This window comes from Flavobacterium hydatis, assembly GCF_000737695.1.
Lineage (GTDB): Bacteria > Bacteroidota > Bacteroidia > Flavobacteriales > Flavobacteriaceae > Flavobacterium > Flavobacterium hydatis.
This window is the reverse complement of sequence record NZ_JPRM01000009.1, coordinates 71,132-88,431: the sequence shown is the minus strand read 5'-3', so window position 1 is coordinate 88,431 and position 17,300 is coordinate 71,132. Positions and strand designations below refer to the sequence as shown.

Here is a 17,300-nt window from a genome sequence, read left to right as displayed (position 1 = left end):
ACATTCCCTAAAGGGAAGTAAAAAAGACTTGAATTTTATAGTATTAAATTTATGCTGGAAACCACTCAATCGAGTGGTTTTTTGTTTTTATGATGTTTTATAACTTTTAAATAGAATAAGCACGTTTTTGTAACAATTATGTTTATTGTTAAAATTTATTTAACGGTTATCCGTTGTTATAAATAAGAAAAACAAATTTTTATTTAAAAAAGAATAAGAGATATTTGCACGTATTGGATTGAAAATCTAATATTCCCAAAACAAAAACAAATTTAATTAACCTACAAGTAATGATTACAAACATCAAAAGGTGGCTTTATGCCAGCTTATTAATTAGTGGTTTTCTTATTTCAACAAGTTGTGATAAAGAAGACCAATCTACGGCTTATGAAGCCAATTATTTACCAAGTATTGATGCTACAAATTTACAGCCAGGCAATCGTGCTATGACTATGTTTGAAGACGACGAAAGTTCTTCGAAAATGTATGACAAACAAGACCGTTGGTTTAGAGTAAATCAGCCAATGCAAGTAATCCAAAAAGGAAAAGATTCCGTACAAATTTCTCTTTATTCTCCAGTTGGACTTACAGATGTAAGAATCTATGCAAAATTGCCTAATTATGACAAACGATTCTTAATTTACAATTTTACTAAAGTTCCAGCTTTTCATCGTTCGTTTCACCAAATTCCTTTGGTAGCAGGAAAAAATGATTATTTATTAGAAACTGGAAATGCAGTAACAATCGATAAAATTGCAGGTTTCTCTTCTGGAGCAATCGAATTTTCGGTAGAATCTAGTGATCCATTATTTGCAAAATTCAAAAAGATAAAGTCTTCACATTTAGTTCAGTTTAATGACGGGTATCATATTAATGAACTAGGTAAATATTTACCAATGAATCCAGTTTTGGCAAAAGAGGCAATCGCGATGATTATTAATTATTCATACGCTTTAAGTCACCCAATGTACTATGATACTTTTATTAATTTTGATAGATACAAGCAAGAACAAGCCGCTCAGGCAGGTACAGCAATAAACGGTGCAACTTATTGGCATGGAAATGCCGAAGATGTTGATGGAGTTTATGATTATCTCTCTAAAGCCGAAATAGAGAAAATATATTTGAACTATCTAGATAACAGAACTGTTTATTTGGCAATGGTTGGTGGAGATTCAGCTTGGGGAGGCGGACCATTAGCTTCTCAATGGGAATCAGGTTATGTAACAGGTCATTGGGTAGGCGAAATGTCGGTTTGGTCACACGAATATTCACATCACATAGGATTTAGTCATAGTAGTAATTTGGCCAATAGCGGTCAAGGTGGTGGACAACAAGAAATGTTGACTCATTTTTACAAATACCTAATTTACCTAAAAGATCTTCCTTTTACAGATCCAGAAGTATTAAAAGGATGGACTAAGACAAAATACTTAACAGGAACTTACAAAAAACCTGTTTTTAATATTAATCCAAAAAATCCATTCTTAATAAAATATAAAGGAGAAGGAAAATGGAATTAACATATAAAATCAAAATGAATAAAATAGCTTTCTTTATATTATTGCTTTGCGTTTTTACAAACTGTAGCAAAGATTCTTTCGAGGGGACTTCTCCAAATCATAGTTATTATTACCCTACTGACGAAGCATCGATTACAGTAAGCCAAGTTGGAGACGGAAAAGGGACATTTAACCCTAAAGGTATAGCTGTAGCAAATGACAAATTATATGTTTGTAATGGCGATGTATTAGAGATTTTTAACGCTCAAACATTGGCGCACATAAAAACAATTACAAATTATACTAAAGGAAGTACAACAATTCCGTTAACGCAACTTTCATCTGTATCTGTAGATAACGGAAGAATTTATATTGGTAGTGTTGAGTCTAGACTTTTTGTTATTGATGAAGTTACAAATGCAGGAATTAGTACAGTAGGAAACGGACAATGGTGGAAAACTTTTGTACATGTTTTTGGGGTTGTAGTAAGAGACGGATTAGTATTTGTAAAAGAAAAAGAAACGAGTATTAAGGTTTTTGCAACATCACAAATAACTGATAAAAGTATTTGGGATTTAGCTCCAATTGCTAAGTTAAATACTTTAAAAGGTTATGATGAGGTTTATTCTATGGATGTAGCCGATGGAAACTTAGTTGTAGCAGGAAGAAACGCAAAAGGGTATTTGTATTACAACATTGCTGGCATTCGTGCTAATGGGGCAGCTTCGCTTGAAGCACCTATAGCACCGGGTATAGCTCCTTTTGGAGAAGCAAAACCTTTGGCACTATCTTTTAGTGCAGATTGGGCAGTTACATCAGAGAATGTAGGGAGCTTAAATTATTTGCGTATTTATCCTAGAAGAGAATTTTTAGATAAAATATATAATCCAAGAGTAAATGCTTCGGATGTTATGGGACAAAATAATTTTGGAACTATTGTAAGTACTGCACAACTTAACGACCGTCTTTTTTTATCGGATAATTCAAACCAAAAAATTAGGGTTATTAAACTTAACCAATCAGCAATTACAGAGCAAAGATAAATTTATCTGTTACTATAATTTATAGAAACCCACTCAATCGAGTGGGTTTTTTGTTTTAAAAGTTTAATGTGTAAAGATAATATCAGATTATTTAGTTGTAATTTAATTCTTAAATTAGCTCTGGTTTATGGACTTAGTTTAATACAAAAAAGATTAAAATATATTTTATGAAAATCATCTTATCAATAGTAACATTTATAATGTTGGGTTTAACGCCAAGTTATGCTCAAAAATATTTGCAACCATCTAATAAGTATATGAAAGAAACTGTTAAAGGAGTTAGTTTTACGTATAAAGATGGATATATCGTTATAAAAAATAATTCAAAATACAACTTAGAAGTTTTAAATATCTATGCGGATTATAGTGAAAATGACGACATAAATGGAATGGCATTTTTTGAAGATATAAAAAAAGGAACTACTCAAAAACTGAAAATGAATTTTAGTACTTTTAAAAATGATAAGGAAATTGATTATAAAAAAATAAAACCCGAATTGCTTATATTATCCTATTTTAAAGCTGTACGAAGTAAGTAATGATTTTTTATTTATAAAGTTTTATTTCGGGTGTAGTCAATTTTAGGGTTACTTTGCAGTAAGATAATACAAATAAAGAAATGGAAAAGTCAGACATTAAAATCATGTCAGATAATAACTGTCTTGTTTACCCCTGTAAAAGTCTATTTTGCACCCTGATAATTGTAAATGAGATTGTTAACTTTGTTTTGTTCTAATGAAATTTTAATTTTTAAACAATCAAAATTATGGATAATCAAGATTTTGCCACAAGTATTTTGGTAGACCAAAGCCCTAAAGAAGCATTTGATGCTATAACGAATGTAAGAGGATGGTGGTCGGAAGAAATTGAAGGAGGTACAGCCAAACTAGGTGATGTGTTTAAGTATCATTTTAAAGACATTCATATTTGCAAAATGAAATTAGTAGAAGTTGTTCCTAACAAAAAAGTAATTTGGGATGTTTTAGAAAATGATTTTAATTTTATTTCTGATAAAAAGGAATGGGTAGGAACAAAAGTTATTTTTGAGATCAGTACAAAAAACAATAAAACCGAAGTTCGTTTTACACATCAAGGTTTAGTTCCAGATTATGAATGCTACGATATATGCTTTAATGCTTGGACAAATTACATACAAAATAGTTTGTACAATTTAATTACTACAGGTAAAGGACAACCAAATCCGAAAGAAGAAGTAGAAATTAAGTAGTTTAAACCTATAAGTGATGTAAGTTCATTTAAGTTTTATGCCGATTGGCCTTGCTTATATTTACTTACATCACTTATATGTTTTTTTGTTGATTAATATTAGTTGAGCGTTCTCGTCTGCATATATTTAAGTGTTTTTAAAATGTTAGGGATATCTTTTGTGCGTGATTCTGTCCAAAAGTATTTATCTCTATAATTTGTGTTTTTTACTGCAATCGTAAAAGTTTGTGTGCCATTATAAACATCAAACTTAAATAGAACTTCTTTAGTACTATGTATATATTTTACTGATTTTTTCGTTCCGGCAGGATTAGATAAATTTGGAATTATATAGTTCTCAAGCCAGCTAATTAACTCAGGGATTTCATTAACTCCTATCCATGCGGTTTCTTTAGTGGATTGGTCTTTTTTATTCTGATATTCTTTTGTAATAAAAGTACTTTCAACCTCTATTCCGTTTATTTTGTTTTGACTTTGATTCAAATCAATTAGTTCAGCTGGATAAAATGATACCGTTTCTCCAAGCCCAGATTTAAAAATGGTCTTTTCACTTTCGACCAAATTAATCTGAACAGAACCAGCTTTTTCGATAAATTGAGAAGGTTCAGAATAGCTTATTTGTTGTGAGATTCCTAAAAATGGAAGGATAGATAATAACAAAGTAAATCTTTTCATAATGCACTGTTTTTGTTTGTTTATAAGGTGTTTTTAAAAGTGATTCTTAAAGCATAAGTATAATCGAATGAAGTTTTAGACTTCAATTTTTGTTTCGATTTATTTATTATTTATAGTTACTTTTGAGAAAAATTGTACAATTTAAAATACCAATTCCATGCCAAAATTCAATAGAATTTTATTTTTGCTATTCTCTATTCTTGGGGTAATGTCTTTAAAAGCTCAGAACGAGTCATATACAGGCGAAAGTAATCAGGTAATTGCAGATACGACTTTCGTTAATTTAAAAGATTACAGTAATGATTTTGTGTATGATATGAAGTATGCTACAGAAGATAATTTTCTTAAAGCAAAAGTGTATGATTGTGCGGAATGTTTCTTGCGTTTAAAAACCGTAAAAGCATTAGTAGAGGCTAATAAAAGCTTTATGAAGAAAGGATATAAGATTAAGCTATTTGATTGCTACAGACCTTTATTTATCCAAAAAAGAATGTGGGAAATAGTTTCGAACCCTAAATATGTGGCAGATCCAAAAAAAGGCTCCATCCATAATAGAGGAGGAGCCGTAGATATTACTCTTGTAGACCGTAACGGTAAAGAATTAGATATGGGAACTCCTTTTGATTTTTTCGGAAAGGAAGCTAGCCACAGTTATATAAATTTATCTGATACTATAAAAGCCAATCGCCTATTGCTGAAAAAAATAATGGTAAAACATAATTTTAATTCCTTCGATTCGGAGTGGTGGCATTATAATTTAAAAGCAGGTTTAAACGATAAAGTTTCTAATACAAAATGGAATTGTAATTAGATTATTCTACACATTTTATATTATCTATAAAGAAAGTTTCTGGACGGTATGTTTTATTATTTAGTTCAGATGTAAATTCTTTTTTCATAACGTAATCTTCCGTATCTGTTAAGTATTTAATACGAATCATAGAGATAGGAGAAGTTTTTAAATCTTCGAAATTATCTTTTAAGAACATAAAAATTCCCGGAGTAACTCGATTGTCAAATCCTTTTTCATCACGAATTAAGGTACCGCAGTTTTCTTGATCTATATGAATTAATGTAACAATTTTTCCGTTGCTTAATTGTAAAAATAATTTTGAGTTTTTATCAAAGCAATTAGCCTTTGTAAATTCTTTACTTTTTTTAATCAATTGTACATTTAATGTTGGTAAACCATCAGTTTGTGCCAAAGAGAAAAAGATATAACTCGCAGTTCCTGCAAAGTTTTTTTCGGAAATCATGGTTTCTTTAGTCGATTTGTAAGTTCCTAAAGAATCAGTAACGTTTATAGAGTATTCACAATCTTTTTGAGCAAATAAATTAAATGTTAATAAGAAAAGAGTTAAAGTAATTAGTTGTTTCATTTTATTATATTTTTCTGCAAATTAAAACTATTTTATTGTCATTTTTATCAGTTGTAAAAAAACAATATAAATTTCCACCATCTTTTATTTTCCATTTTTTTCGAATGGTTTCTACACTATCAGGAAAATTCCTAGTAGTAATATTGGCTTGTTTGTTTGAAAGATGAAGTTTTATTTCGTTTTTAGAGTATGGAATGGTTTCTTGAACTTCAAAAGTTCTTCCAGGAAAAGCAATTAAATCGTCTGAAGTATATAAATGAGAATGTTTATGGAGCTTATCTATTTTATAAAAAGAACTTACTTCATCAAAACCTCCCGATTTCATAATCGCACTATTAGGCTCGTACAAGTATTTACGAGGAAAATCGTAGCTTATAAATTCAGGTTCTTCATTTAATGCAAATTCAAAAGTCTCCGTTTTATCCTTTAAGATATTAGCCGTCTTGAGTGTTATTTTTCCAGAATAGCCTTTGTGAATTTCCCATAGTAATTCCTTGACCTCATTTTCGAGAGCAATAATATGAATGTTTTTTACATTCTTTAATTCCGAAAGACCAGCAGAAATATCTAATAAAGGAGCTGTTTTTATTAAAACAGAATCAGAGTTTTCAAAATAAAAATCTAATAAATCAGGTACATTAGGCAAGCAATCCTTTAGCATAAAAACTTTGCCTTTGGCATCATTTCGTCTAGAAGGATCTATGTAAATCCAATCCCATTTTTGGTTTAGTTTTTTTAGAACATTAAAACTATCTTCGGGATAACACGTACAATTATCGATTTTTAATTGCTTAAAATTATGTTGCACAATTGCCGATAAATCTGGGTTTATCTCGCAATGTGCTACATTTTTTATTTTTTTAGAGAAATAATAATCGTCTACACCAAAACCTCCAGTTAAGTCTATTAAACTATCTCCCGAAACTAAATTAGCTTTATACAAAGCTGTTTTCTCTGATGAGGTTTGTTCAACCGAAATTTTACTCGGATAAATTATATTCTCAGTAGCAAACCAAGTAGGCAATTTATCTTTTGCTTTTGTTTTAGCCTCAATCTGGTTTAAAATAGCAATCCATTCTATTTCTGGAAAAGGATTTTTTTGAAGTGCTAATTTTGAAATAGATTCATTTACTTTTTTATTTATAAAATCCTGAACAGAATTATGTAAAAGGGCTAAATTCAATTTTATATTTTTTCGGTTAATACAATAACAACTTTATTGTTAGGAAAAAATTCTTTGGCAATAACTTTAAGGCAAGTATAAAACGGGATTGCAATAATCATTCCGACGATTCCAAAAGTTATTCCACTAATTAAAGTAATTAAGAATATTTCCAGCGGGTGCGAATTTACGCTTTTTGAGGAAATAATTGGTTGGCTAACATTATTATCAATTGCCTGAACCAATAAAAATCCGATTACGATATATATAGTTTTAGGTAAAATTTCAGTTTGAAAATCACCACCAATTAAACTCAACATAGTTAATAGAGCCGCAAGGATTGTTCCTATTATAGGCCCAACATAAGGAATGATATTTAAGACAGCACATAAAAAAGCAATAACAAATGCATTCTGACTTCCAAAAATTATTAGCACTATAAAATAAAGAATAAACACAACAGTTAATTGCAGTAACAAGCCTACAAAATAGCGTGTTAGTAAGTGATTTATTTTAGTAATTGAGTTTATAATTTTGTCTTCATTATTATCAGGAAGAATTCTTTTGGCATTTTCTTTAAAAATATTCTGATCCTTAATAAAGAAAAAAGTAATAAAGAAAACAGATACCAATCCCATTCCAAAACCTGCAAGCATATTTAAGATTGAGTTTATAAAGGCTGTAAAATAACTAAAATCTAGTTTAGACGTTATTTCGGGTTTCTTTAAAAGAGTTTGTAAATCGATATGTTGCAAATTAAAGTAAGCTTCAAAATCACGTTCTATCAGTAAAAATTGTTTCTGAAGACTATCAGTATCAAGAAGCGATAGATTATTTGCCTGAGATATTATTAACGGTACAAATAATAGTATAAAACCAATCATTAATAATATAAAAAATACGATAGTAGTTATAGCTGCAAATGAGCTATTAAATTTTAATTTTTCCTTCAGGAATTTTACAAAAGGGTTTGCTATTAAGCACAATATGAGAGAAACACATAGATAAATAATTACTGTTTGTATTTGATATAAAAAATACAAAATTAGCGATACACCCAAAATAGTTGCGATAGCTCTTAAAATCCCGTTTGAAATTACTTTAGATGTAATCATAGTTTGTTTTTCTTTAGAGGATAAATATAGAAAAAATGAGGGAAAGATTACATTTATAAAACAAAAAAAGCGAGATATATAATCTCGCTTTTAATAATTATTAACCTAGTTTAGTTATTTGATTTTAATATTAGATGCCAAAAGCAGCTCTAGGACCACCTGTTAAGAAAATGGCAGCCATTTTGTTTTTTTGACCTACTGTAAACATGTACATTCCAGCATCATCTGTATAATCCATGTAGTTCATAGTCATTTCTACAGGAGTTCCTGTACAAGTACTATAATGAGGATATGCAGGTACACCATAATTTGCAGCGTTATGAACTGGAGTATCAGCTACTTGGTCATTTCCGCAATTAGCATCTCCCCAAATATGACGTAAGTTCATCCAGTGACCCACTTCGTGAGTTCCAGTTCTTCCTAAGTTATAAGGAGCAGCAGCAGATCCTGATAATCCGAAATATTGAGAGTCAATTACAACTCCGTCTGTAGCAGAAGCTCCACCAGGAAATTGAGCATAACCTAATATTCCACCACCAATTTTACAAGCCCATAAGTTAAGCTTTGTAGTTGGAGAAGTTGGGTTAAGACCTCCAGAGGCAGTTTTTTTCATGGCATCATTAGTTCCCCATGAAGTTTTTGTTGTTGATTTTCTGATGATTTGATCTAAAACAAAACTAATTCCTACGTTAGCTTTTACTCCAGCAAATAATGCAGGAACACTTCCGTAATCAGAGTTTAAAGCATTGAAATCTTTGTTCAATACATCAATTTGTGTTTGGATTTGTGCATCAGAAATATTTTCTGCAGCAGTTCTGTATAATACATTAACTACAACAGGAATTTGAACTTTTCCATTTACCAATTTACCACTAAGTATCTTGTTTTGTGTAAATGCTTCGATTTCATTCATTCTAATAGCCAAAGTAGGGTCGGCTTTTAATTGAGCTTCAAGAACATCTTGAGTTGCACAGCCACGTTGAGTAATTGTAGCTGAAGCTTCTGGAGTTGTAGATTCTGCTTGGTCGTTGTTTTGACACGAGAATAGCAGCAGCGCTGCAAATGCGGATAAAGCAATCTTTTTCATAATAGTTTGGGGTTTTGTTATAAAATTTTAGATTAGTTAATAATTAAAACAATTTTATAACAAATATTTTAACAGACAAAATTTTATTATTATTTTGTTTGTTAGAATTTTAGAAACCCTTGTATAGCTTAGTTCTTACAAAAAAAGAAGTTTATTTTTTAAGAAGTAAATTCATACAATGCTATACTAGCAGCTTGCACAACATTCATGCTACTGTTTTTTCCAAACATGTTAATATGAACTATTTGACTCGAAATTTTTAATAATTCTTCTGAAATTCCATTAATTTCACTTCCAATTATTAAGACGATTTTTTTATCGGCAGGTAGAATAACTTCTTTTAAAGGTTTACTACTATTTGTGATCTCTAATGAAATGATTTCGCATTTTAAATCAACCAGATGTGTAACTAAATTCTGTGTTTCTTCGATAACAGTATAAGGTACCTGAAGATGCGTACTACGAGAGGTTTTATTGATTTTTCTTGGAGTGAGCGGAATGTCTTTACCTAAAAAAATAATGTTTTCAACTCCAAAAGCTTCACTTATTCTAAAAAGCGAACCAATGTTTTGTTGAAAATAAATATGATCACAAACTAGTGTAATTGGAAAAGTTTTTCTTTCGAATTGTATTTCTTCGTGTGTTAATTGCACCTGACTTAAATTAATTGGTAAAGATATAATTGATAATGTTGGCGCCCATTTTTAGGGCTTTTTGTCTTACTTCGAGAGGATCGTTATGTACTTCGGCATCTTCCCAGCCATCACCAAGGTCACATTGAAATGTATAAAGTAACACTAATTTATTTTCGATAAAAATTCCAAATGCCTGAGGTCTTTTGCCATCATGTTCATGAATCTTAGGTAAACCAGCAGGAAAAAGAAACGGTTTCTGAAAAATAGCATGATTGGCAGGAAGTTCTATTAAATCATTATTTGGGAATATTTTTTTTATTTCTTTTCGAATGTATTGATCCATTCCATAATTATCATCGATATGAAGAAATCCTCCACCATATAAATAATTACGAAGATTAGTAACATCAGCATCGCTAAAAACTACGTTTCCGTGTCCAGTCATGTGTACAAAAGGATAGGATAACAAGTCGGGATTACTAGGTTCTACAGTTCCGGGTTTTGCTTTTATACGAGTATCAATATTAGCATTACAAAACTTTATCAAATTAGGTAATGAAGTAGGATTTGCATACCAATCGCCACCGCCACTATATTTTAGTAATGCAATTTCTTGCGAAAAAGAAGAAACTGAAATCAATAATAACAAAAGAAATATTTTTTTCATGTAATTTTAAATTATCGGTTTGTCATTGCGATAAGCGAAGCAACTTCACTAGTAATTCGGCTTTTAAAGCTTTGTCAAAGTTCAAAACTTTGACAAAGCTCAGTAAATTTAATCTGTAAGCGTGATTTATTTCATTAGTTCGCTATTACTCGAGTCTCCTTCGTCAGAAATGACAAGTTAGCGTTAATTAATTAGGTGTTTCATTAAAAAAAGCAACACTATGGCAAGCTACCATTGCAGCAGTTTCGGTACGCAATCTTGTATTACCTAACGATACAGGCTGAAAATTATTTTCTAGAGCCAAAGCGATTTCTTTTTCCGAGAAGTCACCTTCAGGACCAATAAGTAATGTTACGTTCTCATTAGGTTTTAAAACCGATTTTAAAGATTTTTTATCGGTTTCTTCACAATGAGCGATTAATTGTAAACCTTCGTTTTTGCGTTTTACAAATTCTTTAAACGAGATAGCTTCATTAAGCTTAGGAAGATACAATTCGTTCGATTGTTTCATTGCCGATAAAATAATTTTCTCAAAACGTTCTATATTAATTACTTTACGTTCTGATCTGTCGCAAATAATCGGGGTAATTTCATGAATACCTATTTCGGTAGCTTTTTCTAGAAACCATTCGTAGCGATCATTCATTTTGGTAGGAGCAACAGCAAGATGCAAACGGTATTTTGGTTCTTGAGCTTTCTCAATCGAAATTATTTTTACAGTACATTTATTATCAGAAGCCAATGTAATTTCGGTTTCAAATAAATAACCCAATCCATTTGTTACATGTAATATATCAGAATCTTTTTTTCGTAATACTTTTATAATGTGTTTGCTTTCTTCTTTATCAAAAGAAAATTCCTGAGTCGTTTCGTCAATATTTGGGTTGTAAAATAATTGCATAATTTAAAATTGTATTCTTGCTTTAGAGACAACAGCAGCTGTCTCAAATTGTTTTGATAAATATTTTTGGTAACCTACAATTCCAATCATTGCAGCATTATCGGTAGTGTATTCAAATTTAGGAATGTAAGTTTTCCATCCGTATTTCTTTTCGCTTTCTTTTAGTCTATTTCTAATGCCCGAGTTAGCCGAAACACCACCGCCAATCGCAATTTGATTGATTCCAGTTTCTTTTACCGCCAATTTTAATTTGTCCATTAAAATTTCGATAATAGTATATTGTATAGAAGCGCAAATGTCATTAAGATTCTCCTCGATGAAATTTGGGTTCTCTTGTTTTTTCTTCTGAATAAAATATAAAATAGCCGTTTTTAAACCAGAAAAACTAAAGTCTAATCCAGGTACTTTTGGTTTTGTAAACACAAATGCTTTAGGGTTTCCTAATTGTGCATATTTATCGATTAGTGGACCACCAGGGTAGGGAAGACCAAGAATTTTAGCACTTTTATCAAACGCTTCACCAACGGCATCATCGGTAGTTTCTCCGATAATTTGCAAATCAAAAAAGCCATTTACTTTAATAACCTGTGTATGACCTCCACTTATTGTTAATGCCAAAAATGGAAACGTTGGTTTGTCGTAACCATCTTCATCAATAAAATGAGCTAAAATATGCGCATGCATATGATTAACTGCAATTAGAGGAATTTGTAATGCCAAAGACATCGATTTACTAAAAGAACTTCCTACGAGCAATGATCCCATAAGTCCGGGACCTTGAGTAAAGGCTATTGCAGATAATTGTTCTTTTTTTATATTTGCTTTGCGAAGAGCAGCATCAATTACGGGTACAATGTTTTGTTGGTGAGCTCTAGACGCAAGTTCGGGTACAACACCACCATATTGCGTATGTATCAGTTGGTTGGCAACAACATTTGACAGAACTTTATCGTTATGTAAAACAGCCGCTGCGGTATCATCACAAGAACTTTCGATAGCTAGAATAAAAACCTCAGGATTTTGCATGTAAAGGCACGAATTTTGAATTATATTTGACGAATCAAATTTTAAATTTTTTTATTTAAAAGCAGAAGCCAAAATTAAAGAATTTTTATCAAAGGAACCTTCCTTTGTTTGCTCTAAAATTAAATTTAAAGAAAAACTAAAAAACAACCAGTATCAGAAAAATAAAAAAAATAGTATCACGTTCCTTAATCGGACTAATTCTACTTTTGTTAGTACTGGCTATCGCATTGTCTCTACCAGTCGTTCAGACAAAAATTGCTAATTATATTACCGATACTTTAAACTCAGATTTTGGTACACATATATCTGTCGATAAAGTTTCTGTAAGTGTTTTTGGTGGCGTAAAACTCAGGAAAGTTTTAATAATGGATCATCATAAGGATACTTTAATCTATTCTGATTTAATTAAAACTAATATTCTAGCCGTTAAGAGAGTTCTTGATGGCGATTTGATTTTTGGCGAAATTCGCATGACAGGTTTGTTATTTAATTTAAAAACCTATAAAAACGAAAAGAAAACCAATCTAGATGTATTCATTCAGGCATTTGAGACAGGACCACCCAAAAAACCTTCTGCAAAACGTTTCTTGCTTACTGCAAAAGATGCTTATATCTCTAACGGACATTTTATTCTTACAGACGAAAATAGAGTCGTTCCTAAGGATGTCGATTTTACAAAACTTAATGCACATATAAGTGATTTTAAACTTTATGGGCCCGATGTAAGTACAAAGATTCATAAATTATCATTTTTGGATCATAGAGGTTTATATGTAGCTAATTTAACTTCAAGATTTAGCTATACTAAAAAGCAGATGAAGCTTGAAAAATTGTCTATCCTAACAAAGTACTCTAAGATTTACGGAGCGGCTACGTTAAATTATCGTATAGAAGATTTTGCAAAGTTTACAGATAAAGTACAATTTGATGTTGCTCTAGATTCTGCTAATATTGGATCTAATGATATTCGTTATTTTTATAAAGAACTAGGAAAAGATCAATACTTCCGTGTTAAATCTAAAATAGATGGAACTTTAAATGATTTAAATTTAAAACATCTGAGGTTAACAGATTTGCATAAATCGACTATCGATGGAAATATTAATTTCAAAAATCTTTTTGGCAAAAACGGACAAGAGTTTCTTATGAACGGGAAATTTGATAGACTTTCGTCTAGTTATGATAACCTCGTTGTTTTGCTGCCAAATGTATTAGGGAAAAAATTGCCTAAAGAATTAAAACGTATAGGTAAATTTTCGATTATAGGTAAAGCAAAAGTATCTAAAACAGCTTTGGATACAGATTTTACTATGACAACCGATTTAGGAAATGGTCTTATCGATCTGAATATGAATAATATCGATGTTATCGATAAAGCTTCGTATTCGGGGAATATTGTTTTAGAAAATTTTGATGTTGGTACTCTGCTTGGACGTAAGGATATCGGAAAAACTACTCTTAATCTGGATGTAGACGGAAAAGGGTTTACCGAGAAATATCTGAATACAGTTATAAAAGGAGATGTTCAGAAATTTAATTATAATAATTATACCTATAATAATATAGTCTTAAATGGTAATTTTAAATTGCCACATTATAAAGGACAGCTTTCTGTGAATGATCCTAACCTGAATATGACATTTGATGGTTTGATAGATTTAAGCAGAAGAGATAGTAATTATGATTTCCATATTAATGTAGAAAATGCCGATTTACATAAACTTAAGTTTATAAAAGATTCTATATCTGTTTTTAAAGGAGATGTAGCAGTTCATGTATCAGGAAATACAATCGAAAACCTTCAGGGAGATATCGAAATTAATGACGCAGTTTATCAAAATCCAAAATCGACTTATGTTTTTGATCAGGTAAAAGTTAGTTCTAATTTTGATGCCGATAAAATACGTACAATAACAATAAGTTCTACCGATGTTGTAGATGGTGAAATCGTAGGTAAATTTAAATTTAATCAATTAGAAAATTTAGTTACAAATTCTGTAGGTAGTTTATATGCCAATTATAAACCGCTGAAAGTGAGTAAAGGACAGTTCTTGCATTTTAATTTTACCATATATAATAAGATTATCGAAATCTTTTATCCAGAGATAGAACTCGCAACTAATACTGTTGTAAAAGGTAAAATTGATGCTGATAAGCAAGAGTTTAAGCTTAAGTTTAATTCTCCGCAAATTAAAGCTGCACAAAATATTTTTGATAATATAAGAGTTTCTGTAGATAATAAAAATCCTTTGTATAATGCCTATGTAGAGTTAGATAGTATTAAAACAAAGTATTATAAGGTACGTGATTTTAGTTTGATAAACGTAACTATGAAAGATACCTTGTTTGTAAGATCTGAGTTTAAAGGAGGTTCAAAAGGAGAAGATTATTTTAACTTCAACTTATATCATACTATAGATAAAAATAAGAATAACGTTGTCGGAATCAATAAATCTGAACTAAAATTTAAAGACTATTTATGGTATTTAAATGAAAATGACGAGCCAGATAATCAAATTGTTTTTGATAAAAAATTCAAGAATTTTGATATCGATAATATCATACTATCTCACGAAAACCAAAAGATAGAATTGGTAGGACAAATAAAAGATGCCGATTATAAGGACTTGAAATTAAGTTTTAAAGATGTTGATCTTAATAAAATTACTCCAACAAATGATAAGCTCGTTTTAAACGGAAATATTAATGGAGAGGTTAATTTTAAGCAAAAGAAGAATGCTTTTCAGCCAACAGCTTCTATTCTTATTGATAAACTAAGTGTAAATAAGACCGATTTAGGAGCGTTGAAATTTGATATTGTAGGAGATGAGAATCTTAGAAAGTTTGCAATAAACTCCTCTATCGAAAATGATAAGGCAGAGTTGTTTAAGTTATTTGGAAACTTTGAAGTTATAAATAAAGAAACAATACTCGATTTACAGCTTAAATTTGACACATTTAACTTAGCCTCACTTAGTTCTTTGGGAGGAGAAGTATTGTCGAATATTAGAGGATATGTTTCGGGTAATGCCGCTATTATTGGTAATTTAAAAAGACCAGATGTTAATGGGCGTTTGTATTTGGATAAAGCCGGAATGACAATTCCTTATTTAAACATAGATTATGAGCTAAGTGATAAAACTATTGTCGATGTAACTGATGAGAAGTTTTTATTACGAAATAATACCATTACAGATACAAAATACGGTACTAAAGGAATTTTAAATGGTACTATTGAACATAATAATTTTGGCGATTGGAAACTAGATTTAGACATCAGTTCAAAAAGACTGTTAGCATTAGATACTAAAGATAGTGAGGATGCAGCTTATTTTGGTACGGCATTTATTAATGGTAGAGCAACTATCAAAGGGCCAACATCGGCATTGTTTATTAAGGTAGATGCAAAATCAGAAAAAGGAACCTCTGTAAAGATTCCAATTAATGATGCGCAAACAATGAGTGATAATAACTTTATTCATTTTATCACAGCCAAAGAAAAGTATAATCTGGCAAATGGTATTGTCGAAAAAACAAGAAACTATAATGGTCTGGAATTAGAGTTCGATTTTGATATTACTCCAGATGCAGAGGTCGAGGTAATCTTAGATAGAAATTCTGGACACGGAATGAAAGGAAAAGGATTTGGATCTTTATTATTTAAAATTAATACGCTAGGTAAATTTAATATGTGGGGAGATTTCCAGGCATACGAAGGAACCTATAACTTTAAGTATGGTGGATTAATCGATAAGAAATTTGTTGTGAAAAAAGGTGGTTCGATTTCTTGGGAAGGTAACCCGATGAAAGCACAGTTAAACCTTGAAGCAGTTTATAAAACATCTGCAAATCCAGCCGTATTATTAGAGAATTCATCTTTTAGCAAAAAAGTACCTGTAGAGGTGGTTATTGGTATTCGAGGAGATTTAACGAGTCCAGAGCCTGATTTTAATATAGAGTTCCCAACAGTAAGTAATGTATTAAAATCTGAGATTCAGTATAAGTTAGTCGATAAAGATGTTCGACAAACACAAGCGCTTTATTTACTGTCTTCTGGAGGATTCTTGAGTCCAGAGGGAGTTAGTCAGTCTGATTTTTCTAGTAGTTTGTTTGAAACAGCAACAAACTTACTAGGAGGAATAATTCATTCTGATAGTGATAAAATAGATATTGGTTTTACATATACTTCTGCCGACAGACGACTTGGTCAGGAAGCCGATGGTCAATTTGCGGCTACAATTTCATCTCAAATCAATGAGAGAATTACTATAAACGGTAAAGTTGGTGTGCCAGTAGGAGGGATTAACGAATCGGCAATTGTAGGCGACGTAGAGGTACAATATAGAGTTAATGAGGACGGAAGTATGAACTTACGTTTATTTAACAGAGAAAACGATATTAATTATATAGGTCAGGGAGTTGGTTATACACAAGGTATAGGAGTTTCTTATGAAGTCGATTTTGATACTTTTAGAGAGTTAGTAAACAAAATCTTTAAAAACCATAAGCTAGAACGTGCCATTAAAACTTCGAACCAGAATAATGATGTTCCGGATTCTGCTATAAATCCAGATTATATTGATTTCTCAAAATCAAAAAAGACCAATAAAAAGGAAAAAGAAAAGGTAAAAACAAATGATCAGGGATTAATTCCTGAAGAAGATTAACACGCTTAATATTACTATTGTGTTTTAGTTTTGTTAATCATTTTTTTTAGCCTTACAATTTCCTTATCTTTCAGTTTGATTCTATTCAAATTTTGTAACACTTCAACCGTGTATTGTTATTTTTAAATTATCAATTAAAATAAATGTCTTTTTTTATTTTATTGATTTTTTTTTCTATACGAAAACTTATTAACGAAAACGTTTGAATTTAACA

The 17,300-nt window shown here is 30.7% G+C and carries 15 protein-coding genes; 6 read left to right on the top strand and 9 right to left on the bottom strand.

All coding sequences use genetic code 11. The features are described from left to right. Positions 1-290: 290 nt before the first annotated feature. From IW20_RS07575 to IW20_RS07560, 4 genes are all read left to right on the top strand, one after another. Positions 291-1,523, top strand: a complete 1,233-nt coding sequence (locus IW20_RS07575) for a hypothetical protein (RefSeq protein ID WP_035620530.1) — start codon at positions 291-293, stop codon at positions 1,521-1,523. Beyond that, positions 1,514-2,545 (top strand): NHL repeat-containing protein, encoded by a 1,032-nt coding sequence (locus IW20_RS07570; protein ID WP_035620527.1) that lies wholly within the window; start codon positions 1,514-1,516, stop codon positions 2,543-2,545. Before IW20_RS07575 ends, IW20_RS07570 begins: the two co-directional genes overlap by 10 nt. A gap of 167 nt (positions 2,546-2,712) precedes the next feature. Then, a complete protein-coding gene (locus tag IW20_RS07565) occupies positions 2,713-3,084 on the top strand; it encodes a hypothetical protein (RefSeq protein ID WP_123869474.1) in 372 nt (123 codons plus the stop codon). A gap of 227 nt (positions 3,085-3,311) precedes the next feature. Then, the gene (locus tag IW20_RS07560) at positions 3,312-3,773 is read left to right on the top strand and encodes an SRPBCC family protein (protein WP_035620521.1); all 462 of its coding nucleotides are present in this window, start codon (positions 3,312-3,314) and stop codon (positions 3,771-3,773) included. Between the two features lie 98 nt (positions 3,774-3,871). Here the strand turns inward: IW20_RS07560 and IW20_RS07555 are convergent, their stop codons facing one another. Next, complete coding sequence (locus IW20_RS07555; protein ID WP_035620519.1) at positions 3,872-4,447, bottom strand: hypothetical protein; 576 nt, start codon at positions 4,445-4,447, stop codon at positions 3,872-3,874. Positions 4,448-4,604: 157 nt separating this feature from the next. Here IW20_RS07555 and IW20_RS07550 point away from each other — a divergent pair, with 157 nt between their 5' ends. Continuing rightward, on the top strand, positions 4,605-5,258 hold the full coding sequence (locus IW20_RS07550; RefSeq protein WP_035620517.1) for a M15 family metallopeptidase: 654 nt from the start codon (positions 4,605-4,607) through the stop codon (positions 5,256-5,258). 1 nt (position 5,259) lies between these two features. On the opposite strand, the gene IW20_RS07545 is transcribed toward IW20_RS07550, so the two are convergent. From IW20_RS07545 to tsaD, 8 genes are all read right to left on the bottom strand, one after another. Further along, positions 5,260-5,826, bottom strand: a complete 567-nt coding sequence (locus IW20_RS07545; protein ID WP_035620516.1) for a hypothetical protein — start codon at positions 5,824-5,826, stop codon at positions 5,260-5,262. 4 nt (positions 5,827-5,830) lie between these two features. After that, complete coding sequence (locus tag IW20_RS07540) at positions 5,831-7,009, bottom strand: THUMP-like domain-containing protein (protein WP_035620514.1); 1,179 nt, start codon at positions 7,007-7,009, stop codon at positions 5,831-5,833. Positions 7,010-7,011: 2 nt separating this feature from the next. Next, positions 7,012-8,103, bottom strand: coding sequence for an AI-2E family transporter (locus IW20_RS07535; protein WP_035620512.1), 1,092 nt, complete (start codon positions 8,101-8,103; stop codon positions 7,012-7,014). A gap of 130 nt (positions 8,104-8,233) precedes the next feature. Further along, complete coding sequence (locus IW20_RS07530; RefSeq protein ID WP_035620510.1) at positions 8,234-9,190, bottom strand: zinc metalloprotease; 957 nt, start codon at positions 9,188-9,190, stop codon at positions 8,234-8,236. A 158-nt stretch (positions 9,191-9,348) separates the two neighbouring features. Beyond that, complete coding sequence (locus IW20_RS07525) at positions 9,349-9,843, bottom strand: TrmH family RNA methyltransferase (protein WP_035620508.1); 495 nt, start codon at positions 9,841-9,843, stop codon at positions 9,349-9,351. Positions 9,844-9,853: 10 nt separating this feature from the next. Beyond that, positions 9,854-10,492 carry a DUF4159 domain-containing protein gene (locus IW20_RS07520; RefSeq protein ID WP_035620506.1) on the bottom strand — a complete coding sequence of 213 codons (639 nt, stop codon included), beginning with the start codon at positions 10,490-10,492 and terminating at the stop codon, positions 9,854-9,856. A gap of 187 nt (positions 10,493-10,679) precedes the next feature. Continuing rightward, the gene (locus IW20_RS07515) at positions 10,680-11,393 is read right to left on the bottom strand and encodes a 16S rRNA (uracil(1498)-N(3))-methyltransferase (RefSeq protein WP_035620503.1); all 714 of its coding nucleotides are present in this window, start codon (positions 11,391-11,393) and stop codon (positions 10,680-10,682) included. 3 nt (positions 11,394-11,396) lie between these two features. Beyond that, positions 11,397-12,419 carry a tRNA (adenosine(37)-N6)-threonylcarbamoyltransferase complex transferase subunit TsaD gene (gene tsaD / locus IW20_RS07510; protein ID WP_035620500.1) on the bottom strand — a complete coding sequence of 341 codons (1,023 nt, stop codon included), beginning with the start codon at positions 12,417-12,419 and terminating at the stop codon, positions 11,397-11,399. A gap of 227 nt (positions 12,420-12,646) precedes the next feature. On the opposite strand from tsaD, the gene IW20_RS07505 reads away from it, so the two are divergent. Next, a complete protein-coding gene (locus tag IW20_RS07505) occupies positions 12,647-17,086 on the top strand; it encodes a translocation/assembly module TamB domain-containing protein (RefSeq protein ID WP_081912449.1) in 4,440 nt (1,479 codons plus the stop codon). Positions 17,087-17,300 lie beyond the last annotated feature (214 nt).

What these genes read in the sequence shown, in the direction of transcription:
- IW20_RS07575 (WP_035620530.1), top strand. Translation starts at nt 291, where the DNA reads ATGATTACAAACATCAAAAGGTGGCTTTATGCCAGCTTATTAATTAGT.
- IW20_RS07570 (WP_035620527.1), top strand. Translation starts at nt 1,514, where the DNA reads ATGGAATTAACATATAAAATCAAAATGAATAAAATAGCTTTCTTTATA.
- IW20_RS07565 (WP_123869474.1), top strand. Translation starts at nt 2,713, where the DNA reads ATGAAAATCATCTTATCAATAGTAACATTTATAATGTTGGGTTTAACG.
- IW20_RS07560 (WP_035620521.1), top strand. Translation starts at nt 3,312, where the DNA reads ATGGATAATCAAGATTTTGCCACAAGTATTTTGGTAGACCAAAGCCCT.
- IW20_RS07555 (WP_035620519.1), bottom strand. Translation starts at nt 4,447, where the DNA reads ATGAAAAGATTTACTTTGTTATTATCTATCCTTCCATTTTTAGGAATC.
- IW20_RS07550 (WP_035620517.1), top strand. Translation starts at nt 4,605, where the DNA reads ATGCCAAAATTCAATAGAATTTTATTTTTGCTATTCTCTATTCTTGGG.
- IW20_RS07545 (WP_035620516.1), bottom strand. Translation starts at nt 5,826, where the DNA reads ATGAAACAACTAATTACTTTAACTCTTTTCTTATTAACATTTAATTTA.
- IW20_RS07535 (WP_035620512.1), bottom strand. Translation starts at nt 8,103, where the DNA reads ATGATTACATCTAAAGTAATTTCAAACGGGATTTTAAGAGCTATCGCA.
- IW20_RS07530 (WP_035620510.1), bottom strand. Translation starts at nt 9,190, where the DNA reads ATGAAAAAGATTGCTTTATCCGCATTTGCAGCGCTGCTGCTATTCTCG.
- IW20_RS07520 (WP_035620506.1), bottom strand. Translation starts at nt 10,492, where the DNA reads ATGAAAAAAATATTTCTTTTGTTATTATTGATTTCAGTTTCTTCTTTT.
- IW20_RS07515 (WP_035620503.1), bottom strand. Translation starts at nt 11,393, where the DNA reads ATGCAATTATTTTACAACCCAAATATTGACGAAACGACTCAGGAATTT.
- tsaD (WP_035620500.1), bottom strand. Translation starts at nt 12,419, where the DNA reads ATGCAAAATCCTGAGGTTTTTATTCTAGCTATCGAAAGTTCTTGTGAT.